Raw genomic sequence first — 20,019 nt, forward strand, 5'->3', positions numbered from 1 at the left:
GTCGAAGGGAATATCTGGATGAAGGTGTTTTTGGTAAAGTGCCCGGTTGGATAAGCCGGTATGGCACGCTCTGTTGACGTCCGGCGGTCCGCTGGGAATGGCGGTCCGATTCGCGTCCGCCCGCCCGCCGCCGGACGGCCACGCCACCACCGAGGCGGCGGGCGGCCGGATCCCCACACCGCCCCCACACCCGACCCTCCGCCGTCCTCCCTCCCGAACACGCGCCAGGAGCCGTCACGTGCTGTCCTCCCAGGAGTCCACCCGTCCCGCCCCCGACCCCGCGGACACGGCCCCGCCCTCCTCGGTCCCGGAGGCCTTCGCCGCGCAGGCGGCCCGCACCCCCGACGCCCCGGCCCTGCTCGGCGGCTTCCCCACGGTGACCTACGCCGAGCTCGACGCCCGCTCCGCCGACCTGGCGCGCCTGCTGCTGGCCCGCGGGCTCGCACCCGAGGGCACCGTCCTGCTCGCGCTGGAGCGGGGGCCGCACGTGGTCACCGCGATGCTCGCGGTGCTGCGCGCCGGGGGCGCCTACGTGCCCGTCCACCCCGACGAACCCGCCGAGCGGGTGCTCGCCGCCGCCGAGCGCACCGGCGCGCGCCTGGTGCTCACCGACCGCGCGCTCGGCCCCCGCCTGCCCGCCCGCCTGGCCGACCTGGCCCGGATCATCGACCTGGACGCGGAGGGCGGCCCGGAGACCGGAGTGGACGGACGGGGCGGCGCGGCCCGGAACGGTGCCGCCGGGGAGGGCACGGCCGTGGACGGTGCCACCAGGGGCGACTCCGCCGGGGGCGGCTCAACCGGGGGCCGTGCCACCAGGGGCGACTCCGCCGGGGGTGGCTCAACCGGGGACCGTGCCACCGGGGACGGCTCCGCCGACGGGGTCACCGGACCGGAGCTGCCCGCCCCCCACCCCCGCGCGCTGGCCTACGTCATGCACACGTCCGGCTCCACCGGAGAGCCCAAGGGCGTGGCGGTCACGCACGCCGACGTGGTGGCCCTGGCGCACGACCCCCGCTGGGGAGGGGGCCGCGACCGGCGCGTGCTGCTGCACTCCTCGCACGCCTTCGACGCCGCCACCTACGAGATCTGGGTACCGCTGCTGCGCGGCGGCGCCGTGGTCGTCGCTCCGCCGCAGCGGCTCACCGCCGGGGAGTTCGGCGCGCTGGCGCGCCGCCACCGGATCACCTCCACCTTCGTCACCGCCGCCCTGTTCGACCTGTTCGCCGCCCAGGACCCCTCCTGCTTCGCCCCGCTGCGCGAGGTCATCGCCGGGGGAGAGGCCGTCCCGCCCGGCGCGGTCCGCGCCGTGCTGGACGCCTGCCCCGGCACGGCGGTCGCCAACGGCTACGGGCCCACCGAGACCACCACCTTCGCCACGCACTTCGCCGTGGACCGCGACCGGCCCCCGCTGCTGTCGGTGCCCATAGGCACGCCCCTCGACGGGATGTGCGCCCGGGTGCTCGACGACCGGCTGGTTCCGGTCGCGCCGGGCGCGGTCGGGGAGCTCTACGTGGGCGGGGCCGGGGTGGCCCGCGGCTACCTGGGCCGTCCCGGACTGACCGCCGAGCGCTTCGTGGCCGACCCCCTCGGCGGCGGTGGACGGCTCTACCGCACCGGCGACCTGGTGCGCCGCGACGCCGACGGCCTGCTGGAGTACGTCGGCCGCGCCGACTCCCAGGTCAAGATCCGGGGCTTTCGGATCGAACCCGGGGAGATCGAGGCCGCGCTACTGGCCCAGGACGGCGTCTCCCAGGCCCTGGTCACCGTCCGCGAGGACGCCCCGGGCGCGCGCGTCCTGGTCGGCTACGTCGTCGGTACCGCCGACACCGGCGCCCTGCGCGAACGCCTGGCCGACCGCCTGCCCGGTTACATGGTTCCCACCGCCGTCGTGGCCCTGGACGCGCTGCCCCTGACCGCCAACGGCAAGGTCGACCACCGCGCCCTGCCCGCGCCCGCCGTCCGCTCCGCCGCCGACCACGTCGAGCCGCGCGAGGGCGCCGAGCGCGCCGCCGCCGAGGAGTTCGCCGCGGCCCTGGGCCTGGAGCGCGTCGGCGCCCGCGACGACTTCTTCGCACTGGGCGGCGACTCCATCCTCGCCGCCCGCGTGGCCTGGCGCCTGGGCGAGCGCCTGGGCACCGGCCTCGACCCGCGCGCGCTGTTCCGCCACCCCACCCCCGAGGGCATCGCCGCGGCCGAGGACGCCGGGCGCCGCGAGGCGCCCATCGCCCCGGCCGGGCGCGGCCGACCGCTGCCGCTGTCGGCCGCCCAGCGCCGCCTGTGGTTCCTGCACCAGCTCGACGGCGACAGCGCCGAGTACCACACCGGAAGCGCCTTCCGCCTGCGCGGACCGCTCGACGTGTCCGCGCTCGGCCGCGCCCTGGAACTGCTCCAGCAACGCCACGAGGCCCTGCGCACCACCTACGACACCGTCGACGGCGAGCCCATCCAGTACGTGCGCGAACCCCGCGCCGACCTGCTCACCGTGCGCGAGATCCCCTCCGCCGACCCGGCCGACCGCGAGCGGGAGCTGCACCGGCACCTGCTGCGCGAGGTGGACACCCCCTTCGACCTCGTGGCGGGGCCGCCCACCCGCGCCCTGCTGCTGCGCCTGGACGAGCGGGACCACGTCCTGGTCCTGAGCACCCACCACATCGCCTGCGACGGCTGGTCGGTCGACCTGCTCCACCGCGACCTCGCCGCGTACTACCGGGCCGCCGTGCGCGGCGAGGAGCCCGACACCCGCGCGGAGACCGACTACGCCGACTTCGCCGTCTGGGAGCAGGGCCGCTGGGAGGGGCCCGAGGCCCGGCGCCGCCTGGAGTACTGGGCGCGCGTCCTGGAGGACGTACCCCCGCTGGCCGTGCCCACCGACCGCCCCCGGCCCGTCCGGCGCACCACAGCCGGCGCCGTGCACCGCACCCGCCTGACCCCCGACCAGCTCCGGGGCCTGCGCGCGCTGGGCGGGGCGTGCGGCGCCACGCTCTTCGCGACCCTGGCCGCCCTGACCCAGGCCGTGCTCTCGGCCGCGTCGGGCTCGGCCGACGTCGCCCTGGGCGCGGCCTCCGCCGGACGCGACCACCCCCAGTTGGAGGACGTGGTCGGCTTCTTCGTCAACCCGGTCGTGCTCCGCTCGCGCCTGAGGCCGGGCACCACCGCTGCCGAGTTCGTCGGGCAGGTGCGCGCCGAGGCCGACGCCGCCCTCGCCCACGAGATGCCCTTCGACCGGGTCGTCGACGCCCTGGTCACCGAGCGCGACCCCGCCCGCGGACCCCTGTTCCAGGCGCTGATGGTCCTCCAGAACGCCCACACCGGCGGGCTGGAACTGGAGGGCCTGCGCGCCGAGGAGGTCGACCTGCCGCGCACCGCCGCCCTGGCCGACCTGGTCTTCGAGTACGCCGAACGCGACGGAGCCCTGCGCCTGTCGGTGGAGTACAACACCGACCTGTACGACGCCGGGCGCGTGGCGGCCCTGGCCGACACCCTGTCCCGGCTGGCCGACGCCGTCGTCGCCGACCCCGGCCTGGACCTGGCCGCCCTGGACCTGCGGCCCGAGGCCGAACGCGCCCTCCTGGACTCCTGGGAGCACGCCCCCGCCCAGGGCGCGCCCGCCTCCGTGACCGCCGCGTTCGCGGAGCAGGCCGCCCGCACCCCCCGCGCCCCGGCCCTGGTCGGCGACTTCCCCGCGCTGACCTACGCCGAGCTCGACGCCCGCTCCGCCGACCTGGCCCGCCTGCTGCGGGCCTGGGGGGTCGGCACGGAGGACGCCGTGCCCCTGCTGCTGGAGCGGGGGCCGCACGTGGTCACCGCGATGCTCGCGGTGCTGCGCGCCGGGGGAGCCTACGTCCCCGTCCACCCCGACGACCCCGCCGAACGCGTGGCCTGGACGCTCGCCCGCACCGGCGCGCGCGTCATCGTCACCGACACCGCCTCGCGCTCCCGCCTGCCCGGGGGCACCGACGCGCGCGTACTGGTCCTGGACGGGCACGGCCCCTACCCGACCGTGCGGACCGAGGACCCCCTGCCCGAGGCCGACCCGCGCGCGCTGGCCTACGTCATGCACACCTCCGGCTCCACCGGAGAGCCCAAGGGCGTGGCGGTGACACACGCCGACGTGGTGGCCCTGGCGCGCGACTCCCGGTGGGGCGGGAGCCGCGACGAGCGGGTGCTCTTCCACTCCTCGCACGCCTTCGACGCCGCCACCTACGAGATCTGGACGCCGCTGCTGCGCGGCGGGGCCGTGGTCGTCGCGCCGCCCGGACGCATGAGCGCCGAGGAGTTCGGCGCGCTGGCCCGTCGCCACCGGATCACCTCGACCTTCGTCACCGCCGCGCTGTTCAACCTCTACGCCGCACAGGACCCCTCCTGCTTCGCCCCGCTGCGCGAGGTCATCACGGGGGGCGAGGCCGCCAGCCCCGCGAGCGTGCACCGGGTGCTGCGGACCTGCCCCGGCACCGCGGTCGCCAACGGCTACGGGCCCACCGAGACCACCACCTTCGCCGCCCACCACCCCGCCGCTCGCACCGCGGAACCGGTGCGCACCGTGCCCATCGGCACGCCCCTGGACGGCATGCGCGCGCGGGTGCTCGACACCCTCCTGCGCCCGGTGCCCCCGGGCGCGGTCGGGGAGCTCTACGTGGGCGGGGCCGGAGTGGCCCGCGGCTACCTGGGCCGCCCCGGACTGACCGCCGAGCGCTTCGTGGCCGACCCCGCGGGAGACGGCGAACGGCTCTACCGCACCGGCGACCTGGTGCGCTGGAACAACTCCGGGGAGCTGGAGTACGTCGGCCGCGCCGACTCCCAGGTCAAGATCCGGGGCTTTCGGATCGAACCCGGCGAGGTCGAGGCCGCCCTGCTCGCCCTGGAGGGCGTCGCCGAGGCCGTCGCCCTCGTGCGCGCCGCACCCGGCGGCGGGCGCAGACTCCTCGCCTACGCCGTGCCCTCGACCGGGGAGGCGGACGAGGAGGCCGCCGAGGAGTGGCGCCGCGCCCTGGCCCGCACCTTGCCCGGCTACATGGTCCCCGCCGCCGTCGTGGCCCTGGACGCGCTGCCCCTGACCGCCAACGGCAAGGTCGACCGCCGCGCCCTGCCCGACCCCGGGCACGGCGGGGAGCACACCGCCCCCCGCACCGACACCGAACACGTCCTGGCCGAGGTGTTCGCCTCCGTCCTGGCCGTGGAGCGCGTGGGCGTGCACGACGACTTCTTCGCCCTGGGCGGCGACTCCATCCTCAGCATCCAGATGGTCTCCCGGGCCCGCCTGGCCGGTGTGGAGCTGAGCAGCCGCGACGTCTTCTCCCACCCCAGCGTCGCCGCCCTGGCCGAGGTGGCGCGGGTGCGGCGGCCCGGCGCGTCCGGCGCCGGGCCGGTGAGCGGCCCGCTCACCGCCACGCCCGTCATGGGCTGGTTCGACCGCACCCACCCCGTGGCCCCCGACCACTTCGCCATGTCCGTGCTGCTCGACCTCGCCCGGCCCCTGGAACCGCGCGCCCTGCGCACCGCCCTGGCCGCCCTCGCCGACCACCACGACATGCTGCGTCTGCGCCGCGACGGCGACGGCCCGCGCGTGGCCGAACCCGGCACGGCCGCCCCGCCGCTGAGCGTGGTCGACCTGTCCGGGCACGAACCCGGGCGGGCCCGCGACCTGGCCGAGGAGAGCATTCGAGCCGCCCACAGCGGCCTCGACCTGGCCCGAGGCCCCGTCTTCGCCGCCGTCCTGCTCGACTCCGGCCCCGAGGGCTCCCGGCTGCTGCTGACCGCCCACCACCTCGTCGTGGACGGGGTGTCCTGGAGGGTGCTGCTGGAGGACCTGGCCACCGCCTACCGCCAGGCCGCCGAGGGTGCGCCCGTGGACCCGGGGCCGCGCACCACACCCTTCTCCGTGTGGGCCGACCGCCTGGCCCGGCACACCGCCGAGGGGGCCTTCGACGCCGAACTCGACACCTGGGCCGAGGTCGCCGCCGTCCGCGCCGCACTGCCCCGCGACCTTCCGGGCCGGGGCAACGGCCTGGTGCGCGACCAGGAGGTGGTCACCGCCGGGCTGTCCGAGGAGGACACCCGCCGCCTGCTGGCCGAGGCGCCCGCGGCCTTCCGCACCCGCGTCAACGACCTGCTGCTGTCCGCCCTGGGCCGGGTGCTGTGCGAGTGGACCGGCTCCGCGCGCGTGCCCGTGGACCTGGAGGGGCACGGCCGCGAGGACCTGTTCGAGGACCTGGACACCTCGCGCACCGTGGGCTGGTTCACCACCGTGTTCCCCGTCGTGCTCACCGGCCGGCCCGACCGGACCCAGCGGATCCGCACCACCAAGGAGATGCTGCGCGCGGTCCCCGGCAACGGTCTGGGCTACGGCGCCCTGCGCCACCTGGGCACGCCGGAGCAGCGGGCCCGCCTGGAGCGCGACCCCGCGCCCGGCGTGAGCTTCAACTACCTGGGCCGCTTCGACACCGACCCCGGCCGGGGCGCCCTGCACACCGCGATGCGGCTCAACCCCGGCGGCGAGCACTCCCCGGACGAGGAGCGCGCCCACCTGGTCGAGGTGGTGGGCCGCTTCGAGGGCGAACGCCTGGTCTTCGACTGGTACCACGCCACCACCGTCCACGACACGGCCACCGTGCGCCGCCTCGCCGAGGCCATGGCCGCCGAACTCGCCGCGCTGGTCGAGCACTGCCTGGACCCCGCCCACGGCGGTGCCACCCCCTCCGACTTCCCGCTCGTGCGCCTGGAGCAGGACGAGGTCGACCGCCTCGTCGGCGACGGCCGCGACGTCCAGGACGTGTGGCCGCTCACCCCCATGCAGCAGGGCATGTTCTTCCACTCCGCCCTGGAGCCCGACTCCGGCTCCTACCTGGAGCAGGTCGTCGTGGACCTGGACGGCGTGGACGACCCCGGGGCCCTGGGCCGCGCCTGGCGGCGGGTGGTCGCGGCCACCCCCGTCCTGCGCGCCCGCGTGGCCTGGGAGGGGCTGTCCGAACCGGTCCTGCTCGTGCACCGCGCCGTCCCCGTCGAGGTGGCACACCTGGACCTGCGCGGCGCGGCGGAGGAGGAGCGCGAGCGTGCCCTGGCCGACCACCTGGCCGAGGACGCCGCCCGGGGCGTGGACCCCGTCCGCGACCCGCTCCTGCGGGTGGCCCTGCTGCGCACCGGCGACGCCTCCGTGCGCCTGGTGTGGACCTTCCACCACCTCGTCCTGGACGGGTGGAGCCTGCCCCTGGTCATGGAGGACGTCCTGGCCGCCTACCGGGGCGGCGTCCCGGCCGCGCGCCCCGACTTCCGGGAGTACCTGCGCCGCCTGGCCGGACGCGACGCGGAGGAGGGGCACGCCTTCTGGCGGGGCGTGCTGGAGGGCGTCACGGAGCCCACGCCGCTGCCCTACGACCGGCCGCCCGCCGCACTGCGCGCCGCCCGCTCCAGCGCCCGGAGCCAGGCCGTCCTCGCGCCGGAGCGGGCCGGGGCCGTGCACGCCTTCGCCCGCGCCCACGGCCTGACCGTCAACGCCGTGGTCCAGGGCGCGTGGGCCCTGCTGCTGTCCGCGTACTCGGGGCGGGCCGACGTGGTCTTCGGCGCCACCACCTCGGGACGCCCCGACGACATGCCCGGGGTGGAGGCCGCGGTGGGCCTGTTCATCAACACCCTGCCCGTGCGCGTGGCCGTGGACCCCGCCGAGCCCGTGGCGCGGTGGCTGCGCCGCCTCCAGGAGGACCAGGCGCGCTCACGGGCCCAGGACCACCTGTCGCTGGCGCGGGTGCAGGCCGAGGCGGGCCTTCCCGGGGACACCCCGCTCTTCGACAGCGTCGTGGTGTTCGAGAACTACCCCGTGGACGAGGCCGCCGCCGCCGAACACGGGCTGCGGGTCCGGTTCGTCAACGCGGTGGAGGCCACCAACTACCCGCTCGCGCTGAGCGCCTACGCCTCCGACGGGCTGCGCCTGGTCTTGGGGCACGACCCGGCGTGCTTCGACGCCGGGACCGCGGACCGCCTGCTGGGCGACCTGGAGCGCATCCTGGTCTCGCTCACCGAGGATCCCGAACGCCCCCTGGGCCGGGTGGCCGGGGCCGACCCGGCCCGCTCCCTGGCCCTGGCCGACGGGGGCGGTGAGGAGCCGCCCGCCGCCACCGTCACCGCGCTGTTCGCCGAGCGGGCCGCCCGCCACCCCGAGGCGACCGCCCTGGTCGGCGCGGACGGCGAGTGGACCTACGCCGAGCTGGACGCCGAGGCCGACCGGGTCGCCGACCGCCTGGCCGCGCTGGGCGTGGGCGCGGAGTCCCGGGTGCTGCTGCTCATGCCGCGTTCGCCGCGGGTGGTGGCCGCCATGCTCGGCGTCCTGCGCACTGGGGCGGCCTACGCGCCGCTGCACGAGACCGTTCCGGCGGAGCGGGTCGCCTCCCTGGCCAGCGCGCTGGGCGCGCGCGTGGCCGTGGCCGATCCCGGCATGGCCGAACGCTGCGCGGACGTGGAGATGGTGGTGGGTTACGCCGCCGACGGCACGCTGTCTGGTGCTGGTGCTGGTGCTGGTGCCGGGGCTGATGCTGTCGGTGGTGCGGACGGCGGTCCGGGTGTGACCACCGGTGCGGGAGTCGGGGTCGGTGCGACCGTTGATGTCGGCGGGGACGCGGGTCCTGGTGTTGACGTCGGAACCGGAGCCGGTGCGAGTACGACCGCCGGAACCGGGGGTGGGGCCGAGGGCGAGGCCGGTGTCCGCCGGGGCCCGGTGCACGGGCACACCGCCGCCTACGTCATGTTCACCTCGGGCTCCACGGGCACGCCCAAGGGCGTGGTGGTCGACCACCGGGCCGTGGTCGCCCTCAGCGCGGACTCCCGCTGGCGCGAGGGCCACGACAGGGTGCTGTTCCACTCCCCGCACGCCTTCGACGCCGCCACCTACGAGGTCTGGGTGCCGCTGCTCAACGGCGGAACCGCGGTGGTGGCGGACGGGCCGGTCTCCGCCGACGCCCTGCGCGAGCACACCGCCCGGCACGGGGTCAGCGCGGTCTTCCTCACCACCGCCCTGTTCAACCTCTTCGCCCAGCAGGACCCGGAGTGCTTCGCGGGGCTGCGCGAGCTGTGGACCGGCGGGGAGGCCGCCGACCCGGCCTCCCTCGCCCGCGTGCGCCGGACATGCCCCGACACCGAGCTGGTGCACGTGTACGGGCCCACCGAGGCCACCACCTTCGCCACGTGCACCCCGCTGAGCGCGGAGGAGGCCGACGCCGGGCACTGCCCGATCGGCCGTCCCATGGACGCCACCGGCGCCCACGTCCTGGACGGGGCCCTGCGCCCGGTCCCGCCCGGCGCGGTGGGCGAGCTGTACCTGTCCGGGCCGGGGACGGCGCGCGGCTACGACGGCCAGCCCGGCCTGACCGCCGAGCGCTTCGTGGCCGACCCCTTCGGCGACGGAGGGCGGCTCTACCGCACCGGCGACCTGGTGCGGTGGTCCGCCGAGGGACGTCTGGTCTTCGTGGGCCGCGCGGACGGCCAGGTGAAGCTGCGCGGGTTCCGCATCGAGACGGGCGAGGTGGAGGCCGCCCTGCTCCGTGGGCCCGGGGTCGCCCAGGCCGTGGTGCTCGTGGCCGAGGCACCCACCGGCGGACGCCAGCTCGTCGCCTACGTCACCGGAGGGGAGGTGGACGCGGAGCCGGTGCGCGAGCGCCTGGCCCGCGAGCTGCCCGCCTACATGGTGCCCGCGGCCGTCACCGTGCTGGAGGCGCTGCCGCTCAACGCCAACGGCAAGGTGGACCGGGCCCGCCTGCCCGAACCCGCCTGGGCGCGCGCCACCGCGCCCGTCCACGTCGAGCCGAGCACCCCCACCGAGGAGGCCGTGGCCGAGGTGTGGGGGCGCACCCTGGGGCTGGAGCGCATCGGGCGCGACGACAACTTCTTCGACATCGGCGGTGACTCGGTGCGCAGCCTCCAGGTGGTGCGCGAGGTCGAACGCCTGCTGGACGTCACGGTGCCCACCCGGCTGCTGTTCGACCACCAGACGGTGCGCGCCTACGCCGAGGCGGTGGAGGACGTGCTGCTGGAACAGATGTGACGCGGGGCCCGGGCGCCGCCGGTCGGCGGCGCCCGCGCGGCCCCTCGGCTGACGGGGTCGCCCGGTGCGCGGCTCGGTCCCGCTACCTCGGCGGCGGGGCGGACGGGTGCTTCGCGGAGGAGAACTGTCCCGTGGCGATCAGGACCGCGACGAGTACGAGCGGCACGATCCACCCGCTCCAGCCCAGGATCGTGGCCTGCGTGGTGTCGACGTGCTCGCCCGCCTCGGCGAAGAGGAGGTAGGTCCCGCCCGCCTCGTTGAACGCGGCGTGGGCGAGGGCCGCGGGCCACACCGATCCCGATCGCAGCCGCAGCCAGCCGAAGACCGCGCCGACCAGGACGCACATGGCGACCATCGCGGCCACGCCGACCCAGCCCGGCGCGTCCGGGTAGTTGTATCCCAGGAGGATGAGCGGAGCGTGCCAGAGGCCCCAGATGACACCCATGACCAGGAGGGCGGGGAGCGTACCGAGCGGCATCAGTTTCGGGAGCAGCCATCCGCGCCATCCGAGTTCCTCCCCGAGCGCCGGGATGAGGTTGATGAACGCGGCCATGGGGAGTGCGGCGAGCTGGATGGCGATGAGCGCGCCGACCGGTATCGGGGTTCCGGCCGTTCCGGCCTGCTCGTCGAGGACCTGCCGGAACGCCGAGAAGTGCGCGAAGTCGGCCGGATAGACCCCGAGCAGCGCGCCGACAGGGAGCGCCGCCAGGACGAGAGCGATGGGCACGACGATCCCCAGCGCCGCGTAGCCGAGCAGTCTGCGGACCGGCGTCAACGGCCACAGCCCGAGCGTCCACGCCTTCCGCCGGGGCCGCTCCACGAAGAACACGACGACGAGGGCGGCGATCGCGGGGGTCGTCATCGTGGCGGTGGCCACGAGCGGGAACCAGGGTTCGGCGAGCCCGTCACCGAACCAGAGCGGGAGCGCGAAGAGCCAGGCGAGTGCGAACGCCAGGGCGGTGAACACCCCGATGGACCGCAGGTCGCGGCCGCTCATCCGGGTTCCGCCCCGGGTCGTGGGCGTGTTCGGTCCGCGCGGGGACGCGGCGGTCACGGCGTCCGCCCTTCGAGGATGTGCAGACCGGCGATGGTCCGGTCGTCGCGGAACGCGATCCGCGCCGTGTAGTCGCCCGCCTCCAACGAGAGCGGCGTGTTCGTTATCGTCACGTCGCCGGCCCGGGTGACCTCCGGCTCCCCATGCCCCTCGAAAGCTCCCGCCAGGCCGACGATCTGCGCCCACGCGGCGGCGAGCGCGTCCTCTGACAGGCCATCGCGCATGGTCGGATCGAACCGCTCGGTGACACGCGACCATCGCCCGGACGCGAGGTCCTCGATCACCGAGGCGGCCAGTTCGGCGACGCCGGGTAGCGGCGTGGTGTTCATCGGTTCTCCTGTCCTTGGATCGATCGGTTTGCCGTAGCGCTGGAACGCTGCCTGTCGGCTCACGCCGAGCGCGTCACCGACGACCTGCCACGTGGCACCGTTCTGCCGGGCCTGTTGTACGACGGCACGCACGACGTCATCGGCGGCCGTCTGCATGCTCACGGCGCGCCTGATCGAGTCGGTCCAGTCGTCGTCCCTCGTCAGGACGCGTGACGCGAGGAAGGCCTCCGTGCGCGCTTTCAACACCCGCAACGCCTCTGTCAAGCTAGCTTGCATTCGTAAACTATAGCTTTACAAGTGGGGCATGCGCCAGCCGCTGTCCCGCCTGTTCCGTAACCGCGGACCGCCGCGCTCCCACCGCGCGGGTGAGGAGGCCATCGCCTTCACCCGCCCGGCCCGAAGGACCGGGGCGCCGGTCAGCCGAGCCGGTCGGCGACGGCGGTCACCGCCGCCAGGACCACCGCGCGGTCCGGGCCGCCCTCGTCGCGCTCGAAGTGGCGGTGCAGCGACCACCCCTCGACCAGGGCGTCCAGCGCGCGGCACGCCTCGGGGGGAAAGTGCGCGGACAGGGAGGCGCGGCTGACGTCCATCCACGCGCGCGCGGCCCTGCGGACCGCCTCGTCGTGGTTGGCGTAGGAGTACATCTCGAAGAGCAGCGCGAACTGGTGGGGCGTGGCGTACTCGGGCCCGCAGATGAGGTCGGCCACGGCCTCGCACGCCTCGGCGCGGTCGCGCGCCGCCGCGAGCCGGTGCGCGTAGTACTCCGACATGGTCCCCGCCAGGTGCGTGAACGCCTGCTCCAGGATCGCGGACAGGCCGTCGAAGTGGTAGGTGAGCGAGCCCAGGGGCACCGAGGCGCGCTCGGCGATCGCCCGGTGCGTGGTCCTGTGCACACCGCGCTCGGCGATCACCTCCAGCGCCGCGGCGAGGATGCGCTCCTTGCGTCGCGGGTCGTTGGCCACCCGCCTGGTTCCGGCCATGTTCCCCTTCCGGCCTCGGAGCCCTGCGTCCACGGCCATTCTGGTACGCGGCCGCCCCCGTCCGCGCCCGTGGCGTCCGCGTCCACAAGTGTGTACTTTTGTACACACTACTGACCGCCACTCCACTGGGAGCCCTTCATGGGAACCGCCGTGGGCCGTCGGCGCCTCGCGCTGTGCGTCCTGTTCCTCCTGCCCGGGCTGGGGATCTCGTCCTGGGTCACCCGTACGCCCGCCATCCGCGACGCGCTGGGCGCCTCCACCGCCGAGATGGGGTTCGTCCTGTTCGGCCTCTCGATCGGTTCCATGATCGGCGTCCTCGGGTCGGGAGCCGTCGTCGCCCGCCTGGGCGCACGGCCGGTCATCGTGGCCGGGACCGCCGCGATGCTGGGGAGTCTGCCCGTCATCGGTCTGGGCGCGGGTCTGTCGACCGCCCTCGTCGTCGCGTTCGGCCTGTTCCTCTTCGGGCTGGGCATGGGCGCCGGGGAGATCGCCATGAACATCGAGGGAGCCGACGTCGAGCGGGTCATGTCCGAGCCGCTGCTGCCGCGCATGCACGGCTTCTTCAGCCTGGGAACCGTGATCGGCGCCCTCGTCGGCATGGCGCTCACCGCGGTCGGGTTCCCCGTGGCGTGGCACCTGGCGGCGATGGGCGTCCTGACCCTGGCGGTGGCGGCGACGCTCTTCGGCTCCCTGCCCCCCGGCACCGGCAGGGCGCTCCCGCGTGCCTCCGGCCAGGGGAGCGCGGGCGGCGGACGCGCGCTGTGGAAGGACGCGCGCCTGGTGCTGATCGGCCTCATCGTGCTCGCGATGGCCCTGGCCGAGGGCACCGCCAACGACTGGCTTCCGCTGATCATGGTCGACGGCCACGGCTTCGACCCGGCCCTGGGGTCGATGGTCTACGCCGTCTTCGCCGCGTCGATGACGGTCGGGCGCTTCGCCGGGGGCTACTTCCTGGCGCGCTTCGGCAGGGCCCGCGTGCTCGGGGCGAGCGCGCTGGCCGGGGTGGCGGGCATGGGGCTGGTGGCCGGTGCGGACAGCCCGGCCCTTGCGGCGGCGGCCGTGGTCCTGTGGGGACTGGGCGCCTCGCTGGGCTTCCCCGTGGCACTGTCGGCGGCCGGGGACTCCGGGCCCGACTCCGCGGCCCGGGTCTCCCTGGTGGCGACGCTCGGCTACGTCGCGTTCCTGGTCGGGCCGCCCGTGCTCGGCCTGCTGGGAGAGGCGTACGGGTTGCGTACGGCCCTGGTCGTGCCCCTGCTCCTCGTCGCGTTCGCCGGGTTCCTCAGCCCGGCGGCCCGTCCGCGCCGGGCGGCGGGCGCGCGGGCCGAAGAGGACAGTGCTGGAGCCGGAGGGGGCGGTACGGAAGCCGAGGGGAGTGGTGCGGGGACCGATCGGGGCAGTGCGGAGACCGCAGGGAGCGGTACGGGAGCCGATCGGGACGGCGCGGGGACCGGGCAGGGCGGTGCGGAGGCCGGGCAGGGCAGTGCGGAGGCAGAACGGGCCTGAGCCCGTTCCCGCCCCGCTCGCCGCCCGCGCGGCCTCACCCCGCTCGTCGCCCGCGGGCCCTGAACCTCCCGGCGCGTCAGCGCGTGCCGAGGTAGTTGTTCGGGTCGAGCACGTACTTGCTGGCCGCGCCCTTGTCGAAGGCCCGGTACCCCTCGGGGGCCTCCTCCAGCGGGATCGCCACGGCGTTGACGGCCTCGGCGATGCGCACCCGGTCGTGGAGGATCGCCTCCATCAGCTCCCGGTGGTACTTCATGACCGGGCACTGGCCGGTGAAGAAGGCGTGCGACTTCGACCAGCCCAACCCGATCCGGACCGATAGGGAGCCCTCCTTGGCGGCCTCGTCGGACGCGCCGGGGTCGCCGGTCACGTACAGGCCCGGGATCCCGATGGACCCTCCGGCCCTCGTCACGTCCATCGCGGTGTTGAGCACGCTGGCGGGCGCCTCCTTCGAGGCTCCCTCTCCCGTCCCGTGCGCCTCGAAGCCGACCGCGTCCACCGCGCAGTCCACCTCGGGAACGCCCAGGATCCGCTCGATCTGCCCGGCCAGGTCCCCCTCGGCCACGTTCACCGTCTCGCACCCGAAGCTGCGGGCCTGCGCCAGCCGCTCCTCCTTCATGTCCGCGACGATCACCACCCCCGCGCCGAGCAGCCGGGCCGACGCGGCGGCGGCCAGCCCCACGGGTCCGGCTCCCGCGACGTAGACGCTCGACCCCACGCCCACGCCCGCGGTGACGCAGCCGTGGTAGCCGGTCGGGAAGATGTCCGAGAGCATCGTCAGGTCCAGGATCTTCTCCATCGCCTGGTCGCGGTCGGGGAACACGAGGAGGTTCCAGTCCGCGTAGGGCACGAGCGCGTACCTGGCCTGCCCGCCGACCCAGCCGCCCATGTCGACGTAGCCGTAGGCCGAGCCCGGCCGGTCCGGGTTCACGTTCAGGCAGATCTCCGTGCGCCGCGCCTTGCAGTTGCGGCAGCGCCCGCAGGAGATGTTGAACGGGACCGAGACGAGGTCGCCCACCTTGACGAACTCCACGTCGGGCCCGGTCTCGACCACCTCGCCGGTGATCTCGTGGCCCAGGACCAGCCCTTCCGGCGCGGTGGTGCGCCCCCGCACCATGTGCTGGTCGCTGCCGCAGATGTTGGTGGCGACGACCTTCAGGATCGCCCCGTGCGGCACCTTGCGTCCGACGTTCGCCGGGTTGACCCCGGGGCCGTCCTTGATGACGAACTCGGGGTAGTCGACGTCCTCGACCTCGACCCGGCCCGCGCCCCTGTACACCACACCCCTGTTGCCGGTCATGTCCTTCCCGCCTCTCCGCCCCCGGGAGGGGGCACTTTCCCCTCTGGTTTCCGGTCGGGGCGAGGAGCAACCGGACACGGCGTGTCTATCCGGATTCTTTGCCGGATCGGGGTGCGCGGAGGAGGTAACCGGGAGGGGGTCGTCGGCCGACGGAGCGGCGGCCGGGGCGGCGATTCGTACGCACCGGCGTATCCGAGTAGGCCGGGCGGTATCTGAACCGGTACCATTTCCCAGGGACGCAGCCGGGACCACGGTCGCGGCAGCCCGCCAGCGTAGCTCAATTGGCAGAGCAATCGCCTTGTAAGCGATAGGTTAGGGGTTCAAGTCCCCTCGCTGGCTCTCACATGGTCTGACCTGGGAAGACGCCCGGTCAGTCGCGTCGCCGGGGCGGCCGCTCCGCCCCGAGAGCAATCGCCTACACGCGGACCTCTGTCCGCCCGAGGACGGACGCGACGGCGCCCCCGTGTCGTACACCGATGCTGACAGAGCGCTGACATGCTGCGCTCCGAGCCCGTACGCGGCTGGGAACGGACTGCGCGGGCACCTCTTCGTGGTTGGTGCTGCTGTCAGTGCTTCCGTCAGCGTTCATTGAAGCTCTTGGGGAGTGAGGTGCTCTGGGTTCCGCGCACGCGAAGGTGGACCGGTACGACGGAGGCGCCGGGACCAAGGAGACTGCACGTCTAGGCTCGGCAGCACCTACTCAACCGGATGCTGAGACAGCTGTTCTACTGCCTGCAAACGGGTCAGGCCCTCGATGAGCAACGCGGATTTACCTCCGATCTGGGGAGGCCTCTTGGGGAGCGACGGGCTCCCTGTAGCTATCCAGAGAGTGGTGTGTCGGGGCCCACCTCATTCGGAAAGTAAGCACACACACCGTGGCCGCGCATCTGGTCGGTCGCGACAGGGGCAGCTAAGGCCCCAACATGCCTCCGTGGTGACGTTGGTGCAGGTCAGAAGGTAGACCAATCCGGCTGATCGGAATGGTCTACCCGTGCCGCGTGGTTTGTGTCCGTTTCGATCGTTTCTGACCACCGATAACTGCTCTTATCAGTGCGGTCAGGTCGCCTTCGAGCTTCGCTGGAGAACCCCATTGCCCCTTTCCGGCGTACTTGGTTCGCCCCCTCAATGCCCGAGCCGGACGAAGCGCCTGCGCGGGGGGCGCAACACCAGGAACACCCCCGCCACGAAGAGCACCGCGCTGAGCACCCACGCGCTGACATCCTCAGGAGCGGCCATCAGCCAGGGGCCCGGTCCGGTCGAGGAGTCCCACACCACGATGGTGCAGGTGAGCAGGCCCAGGGGAGCCAAGGCGGCCAGATCCGGGCGCACCACCACACGCACCACCAGGTAGGCGCCGAGCGCGGCGACCATCACCCGGGCGGAACCGGCCGCGACCGGCACCCCCAGAGCGGCCGCGGCACCCCCGGTCACCGTGCACGCGAGTGCCACCGATCCCACCAGGGCCGCGTCGCGCAGAGCGATCGAGCGCGCTGCCGTGCTCTCCAGCGCGGAACGGGAACGGTCGAGTCCGTACACGAGCCCGACCAGCCCCATGGCGCAGATCAGGTAAGGGGCCGGGACGGGGGCACGGGGACCCACCAGGGTGGGGAAGGGCACGATCTGCTCCGCGGAGAGCAGGGCCGCGATCCAGGCCACCACGATCAGAGTCAAAGCGGCCGGAAGCCACCGGGCCCGGCACCACCAGGTCACCGCTGTTCCTGCGGGGTGAAGCCGGTGGGATCGAGGGTGTCGGGGTCGGCCGAACACGTCTCCAGGACCGGTCGGTTGGCCTTGTACCACTCTCCTTGCGCGGGCGCAGGCAGTTCCAGAAGCCGGTCCAGGTGGGCGGCGACCTCGGTGTTCAGCGAGGGGCGCAGTTCGTGGGCGTCGGCGAGTCCACTGGTGACCAGCAGCCAGGCGTGGACGGTGTCCAGGGTCAGGTCGGGTGAATGTCTGGGTGGGCAGGACTCCGGCAGCGCGGAGGGCATGAGCGTGGTCACGAACGCCTGGGGGACGGTCTCCTGCGCCTCGGCGCGCGGCTCCAGAGGCAACCAGAGGGCATGTTCGGGGGTCCCGTGCCCGGCCGAGACGGTGTCGGGCAGGTCGAGTCCGGCCTCGGTGAAGGTCTGGTGCGTGTCCACGATGACGGGCACGAGTTCGGCACGGTCCTCCTCCAGCTCCGGCCACAGACACAGGGTGAGCCCGTCCACGGGTTCGTCATCGCAGGTGATGCCCTGGCGGGCGACCATGGGGAAGGCGTCCAGGGAGCGCACGGTCATGCTCGCCCCCGCCAGTGTGAGCGGCAGGACCAGTGCGGCGGCCACCAGGACTCTGCGCCGGTCGCGCGCCAGGGCCGCGACGGCTCCGACGGTGAACAGGCCGACCGCGGTGAGAGTAGCGGCCAGATGGGCGCGGGGATCACTGACCTCCCAGACCGACGGAGCCCCCAGCATCCCACCCGACAGGTAGCGCAGCCACAACGGGAAGACCCAGTGGGCGGGGATGAGCAGGTACCAGAAGTAGGTGCTCGCCAGACACACCGCCAGGGAGAACCGGGGTGGGAGCACGAACCCGAGGAAGAGGCCCCAACCGAGGATGCCCAGGAGCGCGAGGAGATTCACGGCGATGATGTGCCAGGAAGGACCTCCTGGAGCTCCCACGGCCAAGGTGGCGAGCATCCCGTGGGAGAGCAGCGTGGCCGCGAGCCCGACGACCAGGGTGGGCGCCAGGCTGGAGGCGATGACAGGGAAGGGACGTCGAGCGGCCACGGCGAGCAGCCCACCCGAACGCAGGCGTGAGGCCTCCCAGGTGGCCGAGAGCGCGACGACGATGCCGACGTAGGCGACCGCCTCGGAAGCCTTGGCGGTGGCGGTCTCCCAGTAACCACGGGTCGCGAAGGTCAGGCCGTCCTCGAGGTTGAGGACCGCGACCATCACCAGCAGCGGGAGGGCCAGCCAGGTCGCGGGGCTGGTGAGCCACAGCTTGCGCTTCCTCATCGCTGCTCCAGAACGGTGCTGTAGGCGGCTTCGGCTCGGCGCTCCGGATTGTCCTCCTGCGGTGCCATGGCCAGGAAATCGCTGGTGGACCCGTGGTAACCGGTCCGGCCGTCGGCGAGAACGATCACCGACGCGAACAGGTCGGACAGATCCCCGGTCTGGTGGGTCGAGACCAGGACGGTCCCGCCGGTGTCCAGGCCGGCGAGGAGACGACGGAAGGCGTTGCGCTGGGCCGGGTCGAGCCCCGCGGTGGGCTCGTCCAAAAGCAGCACGCTCGGTCGGTGCACGATACTCTGGGCCAGCCCCACCCGGCGCAGCTGTCCGCCGGAGAGCTTCCTGACGGACCTGTCGGCGAGCTCGGTCATGTTCACCGCACGCAGGGCGCGCAGCGCCGATTCCCAGGCGTCGGCGCGGTTCTCACCCTTGGCCCAGGCGTGGTAGGCGACCTGCTCGCGCACGGTCAGTCCGGTCACCGTGACGATGGTCTGCGGCATCCAGCCCACGGCACGGCGCAAGGGGGTGAGGTCGCGTCGACGGTCGGTGCGATGGTCTCCGATGTGGATCCGGCCTCGGCGGGGGAGGGCGGCCGAAGCGAGCAACGCCATGAGCGTGCTCTTGCCGGCCCCGTTCGGGCCGAGGAGGACCGTGCGGCCTTCGGGGATATCCAAGCTGAAGCGCTCGAACACGGGAGCACCGAACCACCCATGGGCGTGGGTGACTTCGTCGACTCTGATCTTCACGTTTTCTCTTTCCCGGAACGTGGTGGGGAGAATATGTCTCCCCACCACGAGAGGTGGAACCTTAGTAGCTCACTACCACGCTGTTCGCAGACCAGGTTCCATTGTAGTAGTTGGCGCCGTTGATGTGTGTGCTGCCGAACTGGAAGTTTCCGGTCCGGTTGGAGGCGATGCTCCAACTGGAGGTCCCACAGGAGTTCGATCGGGATCCGATGTGACTATTGATCCCCGTTGTTCTGGTCAGGCGCAGAGTGACGTTCCGGAACCCCTGCGGACCATTGGTGCTGCAACCGCTGAGCCGAACCGAGGTCGTGCCAGCAGTGTTATCGGTCCAGGTCCGGGACTGCGGGGAACTCGAAGGCGCCCAGCCGCTGATGTAGGAGCTGAAGCTGCCACTCAACAGGATGGCCGCTTCGGGGTCGCCAGTAGGCGAAGCCTCTGCAGCGGAGGCGGGCGACATGGAAAAGGAGAGGATTCCGATGGAGAACACCATCGATGCAAGAATCGAGCTGAACTTTTTAATTTTATCCGAAATGAGTAGGGGGTAAATTGATTTCGATTGCTCCGCTTTTTTGTCTCCGCGTCGCTGGAGTAGTAGAGCATCTATCATGTTCATCATCAAGGGCCAAAGGCCCTACCGAAGGGTCGCGAGTGAATAGTTTCTCCCGAGGGGCTGCCATTCCGCAGCTCAGCCCATGATCACTGGTGCCCTCTTTGTACTAATGTGTTACAAGTCACTTTGAGGGTGTTGGCTTTGAAGCGCGCGGGTCCGGTGCTGCATGGATACCAGTGTGATCTGCTGGACCGTCCCCCAGGGCAAGAGCAGTCGCGAGTTCGAGCACGGCATGCTCCGTCATGTGCGCGACCTTCGCAAGGATCGATGATCACGGATAGATCACGGCGGCCTTCGCGCAACGCGACGTTGCACGGGGGCCGGTTTTTGTGCCACGGACTGTTCTAACTGCCGATAAGGTTCACTTATCGAGCTCCGGGAGCCGGGAGGAAACCAGCAGCAGTCGAACGTGCCCCCGACGACATGGCAGCGCTCACCCAGCACCCTCCGAATCCCGGGCCTGCTGCCTCTGCGCTTCGGCTT

9 protein-coding genes and 1 tRNA gene are annotated in these 20,019 nt (G+C 73.2%); 3 read left to right on the forward strand and 7 right to left on the reverse strand.

The window, feature by feature from the left end; genetic code table 11:
* Nucleotides 1-238: 238 nt before the first annotated feature.
* Complete coding sequence (locus G011_RS0106440; protein WP_019607755.1) at nucleotides 239-10,027, forward strand: non-ribosomal peptide synthetase; 9,789 nt, start codon at nucleotides 239-241, stop codon at nucleotides 10,025-10,027.
* Between the two features lie 82 nt (nucleotides 10,028-10,109).
* Here G011_RS0106440 and G011_RS0106445 read toward each other — a convergent pair whose 3' ends face one another.
* The 3 genes from G011_RS0106445 to G011_RS0106455 all read right to left on the reverse strand — a co-directional run bounded on the left by G011_RS0106445 (nucleotide 10,110) and on the right by G011_RS0106455 (nucleotide 12,390).
* Nucleotides 10,110-11,024 carry a CPBP family intramembrane glutamic endopeptidase gene (locus tag G011_RS0106445; RefSeq protein ID WP_019607756.1) on the reverse strand — a complete coding sequence of 305 codons (915 nt, stop codon included), beginning with the start codon at nucleotides 11,022-11,024 and terminating at the stop codon, nucleotides 10,110-10,112.
* A 53-nt stretch (nucleotides 11,025-11,077) separates the two neighbouring features.
* Nucleotides 11,078-11,686, reverse strand: a complete 609-nt coding sequence (locus G011_RS0106450; protein ID WP_049800322.1) for a DUF3887 domain-containing protein — start codon at nucleotides 11,684-11,686, stop codon at nucleotides 11,078-11,080.
* 140 nt (nucleotides 11,687-11,826) lie between these two features.
* Nucleotides 11,827-12,390 carry a TetR/AcrR family transcriptional regulator gene (locus G011_RS0106455; protein ID WP_013155300.1) on the reverse strand — a complete coding sequence of 188 codons (564 nt, stop codon included), beginning with the start codon at nucleotides 12,388-12,390 and terminating at the stop codon, nucleotides 11,827-11,829.
* A gap of 138 nt (nucleotides 12,391-12,528) precedes the next feature.
* Here G011_RS0106455 and G011_RS0106460 point away from each other — a divergent pair, with 138 nt between their 5' ends.
* Complete coding sequence (locus tag G011_RS0106460) at nucleotides 12,529-13,893, forward strand: MFS transporter (RefSeq protein WP_019607758.1); 1,365 nt, start codon at nucleotides 12,529-12,531, stop codon at nucleotides 13,891-13,893.
* Nucleotides 13,894-13,969: 76 nt separating this feature from the next.
* On the opposite strand, the gene fdhA is transcribed toward G011_RS0106460, so the two are convergent.
* On the reverse strand, nucleotides 13,970-15,190 hold the full coding sequence (gene fdhA, locus G011_RS0106465) for a formaldehyde dehydrogenase, glutathione-independent (RefSeq protein ID WP_019607759.1): 1,221 nt from the start codon (nucleotides 15,188-15,190) through the stop codon (nucleotides 13,970-13,972).
* Between the two features lie 266 nt (nucleotides 15,191-15,456).
* Here fdhA and G011_RS0106470 point away from each other — a divergent pair.
* Nucleotides 15,457-15,529 (forward strand) — tRNA-Thr (locus tag G011_RS0106470).
* Between the two features lie 783 nt (nucleotides 15,530-16,312).
* Here the strand turns inward: G011_RS0106470 and G011_RS0106475 are convergent.
* Genes G011_RS0106475 through G011_RS0106485 form a run of 3 tightly spaced genes read right to left on the reverse strand, consistent with a single transcriptional unit; the run spans nucleotide 16,313 to nucleotide 18,926 of the window.
* On the reverse strand, nucleotides 16,313-16,900 hold the full coding sequence (locus G011_RS0106475) for a hypothetical protein (RefSeq protein WP_019607760.1): 588 nt from the start codon (nucleotides 16,898-16,900) through the stop codon (nucleotides 16,313-16,315).
* Nucleotides 16,897-18,186, reverse strand: coding sequence for a hypothetical protein (locus G011_RS0106480; protein ID WP_019607761.1), 1,290 nt, complete (start codon nucleotides 18,184-18,186; stop codon nucleotides 16,897-16,899). The genes G011_RS0106475 and G011_RS0106480 overlap by 4 nt, the downstream gene beginning before the upstream one ends.
* Nucleotides 18,183-18,926 (reverse strand): ATP-binding cassette domain-containing protein, encoded by a 744-nt coding sequence (locus G011_RS0106485; RefSeq protein WP_019607762.1) that lies wholly within the window; start codon nucleotides 18,924-18,926, stop codon nucleotides 18,183-18,185. Before G011_RS0106485 ends, G011_RS0106480 begins: the two co-directional genes overlap by 4 nt.
* Nucleotides 18,927-20,019 lie beyond the last annotated feature (1,093 nt).

This window comes from Nocardiopsis sp. CNS-639, from assembly GCF_000381685.1.
Lineage (GTDB): Bacteria > Actinomycetota > Actinomycetes > Streptosporangiales > Streptosporangiaceae > Nocardiopsis > Nocardiopsis dassonvillei.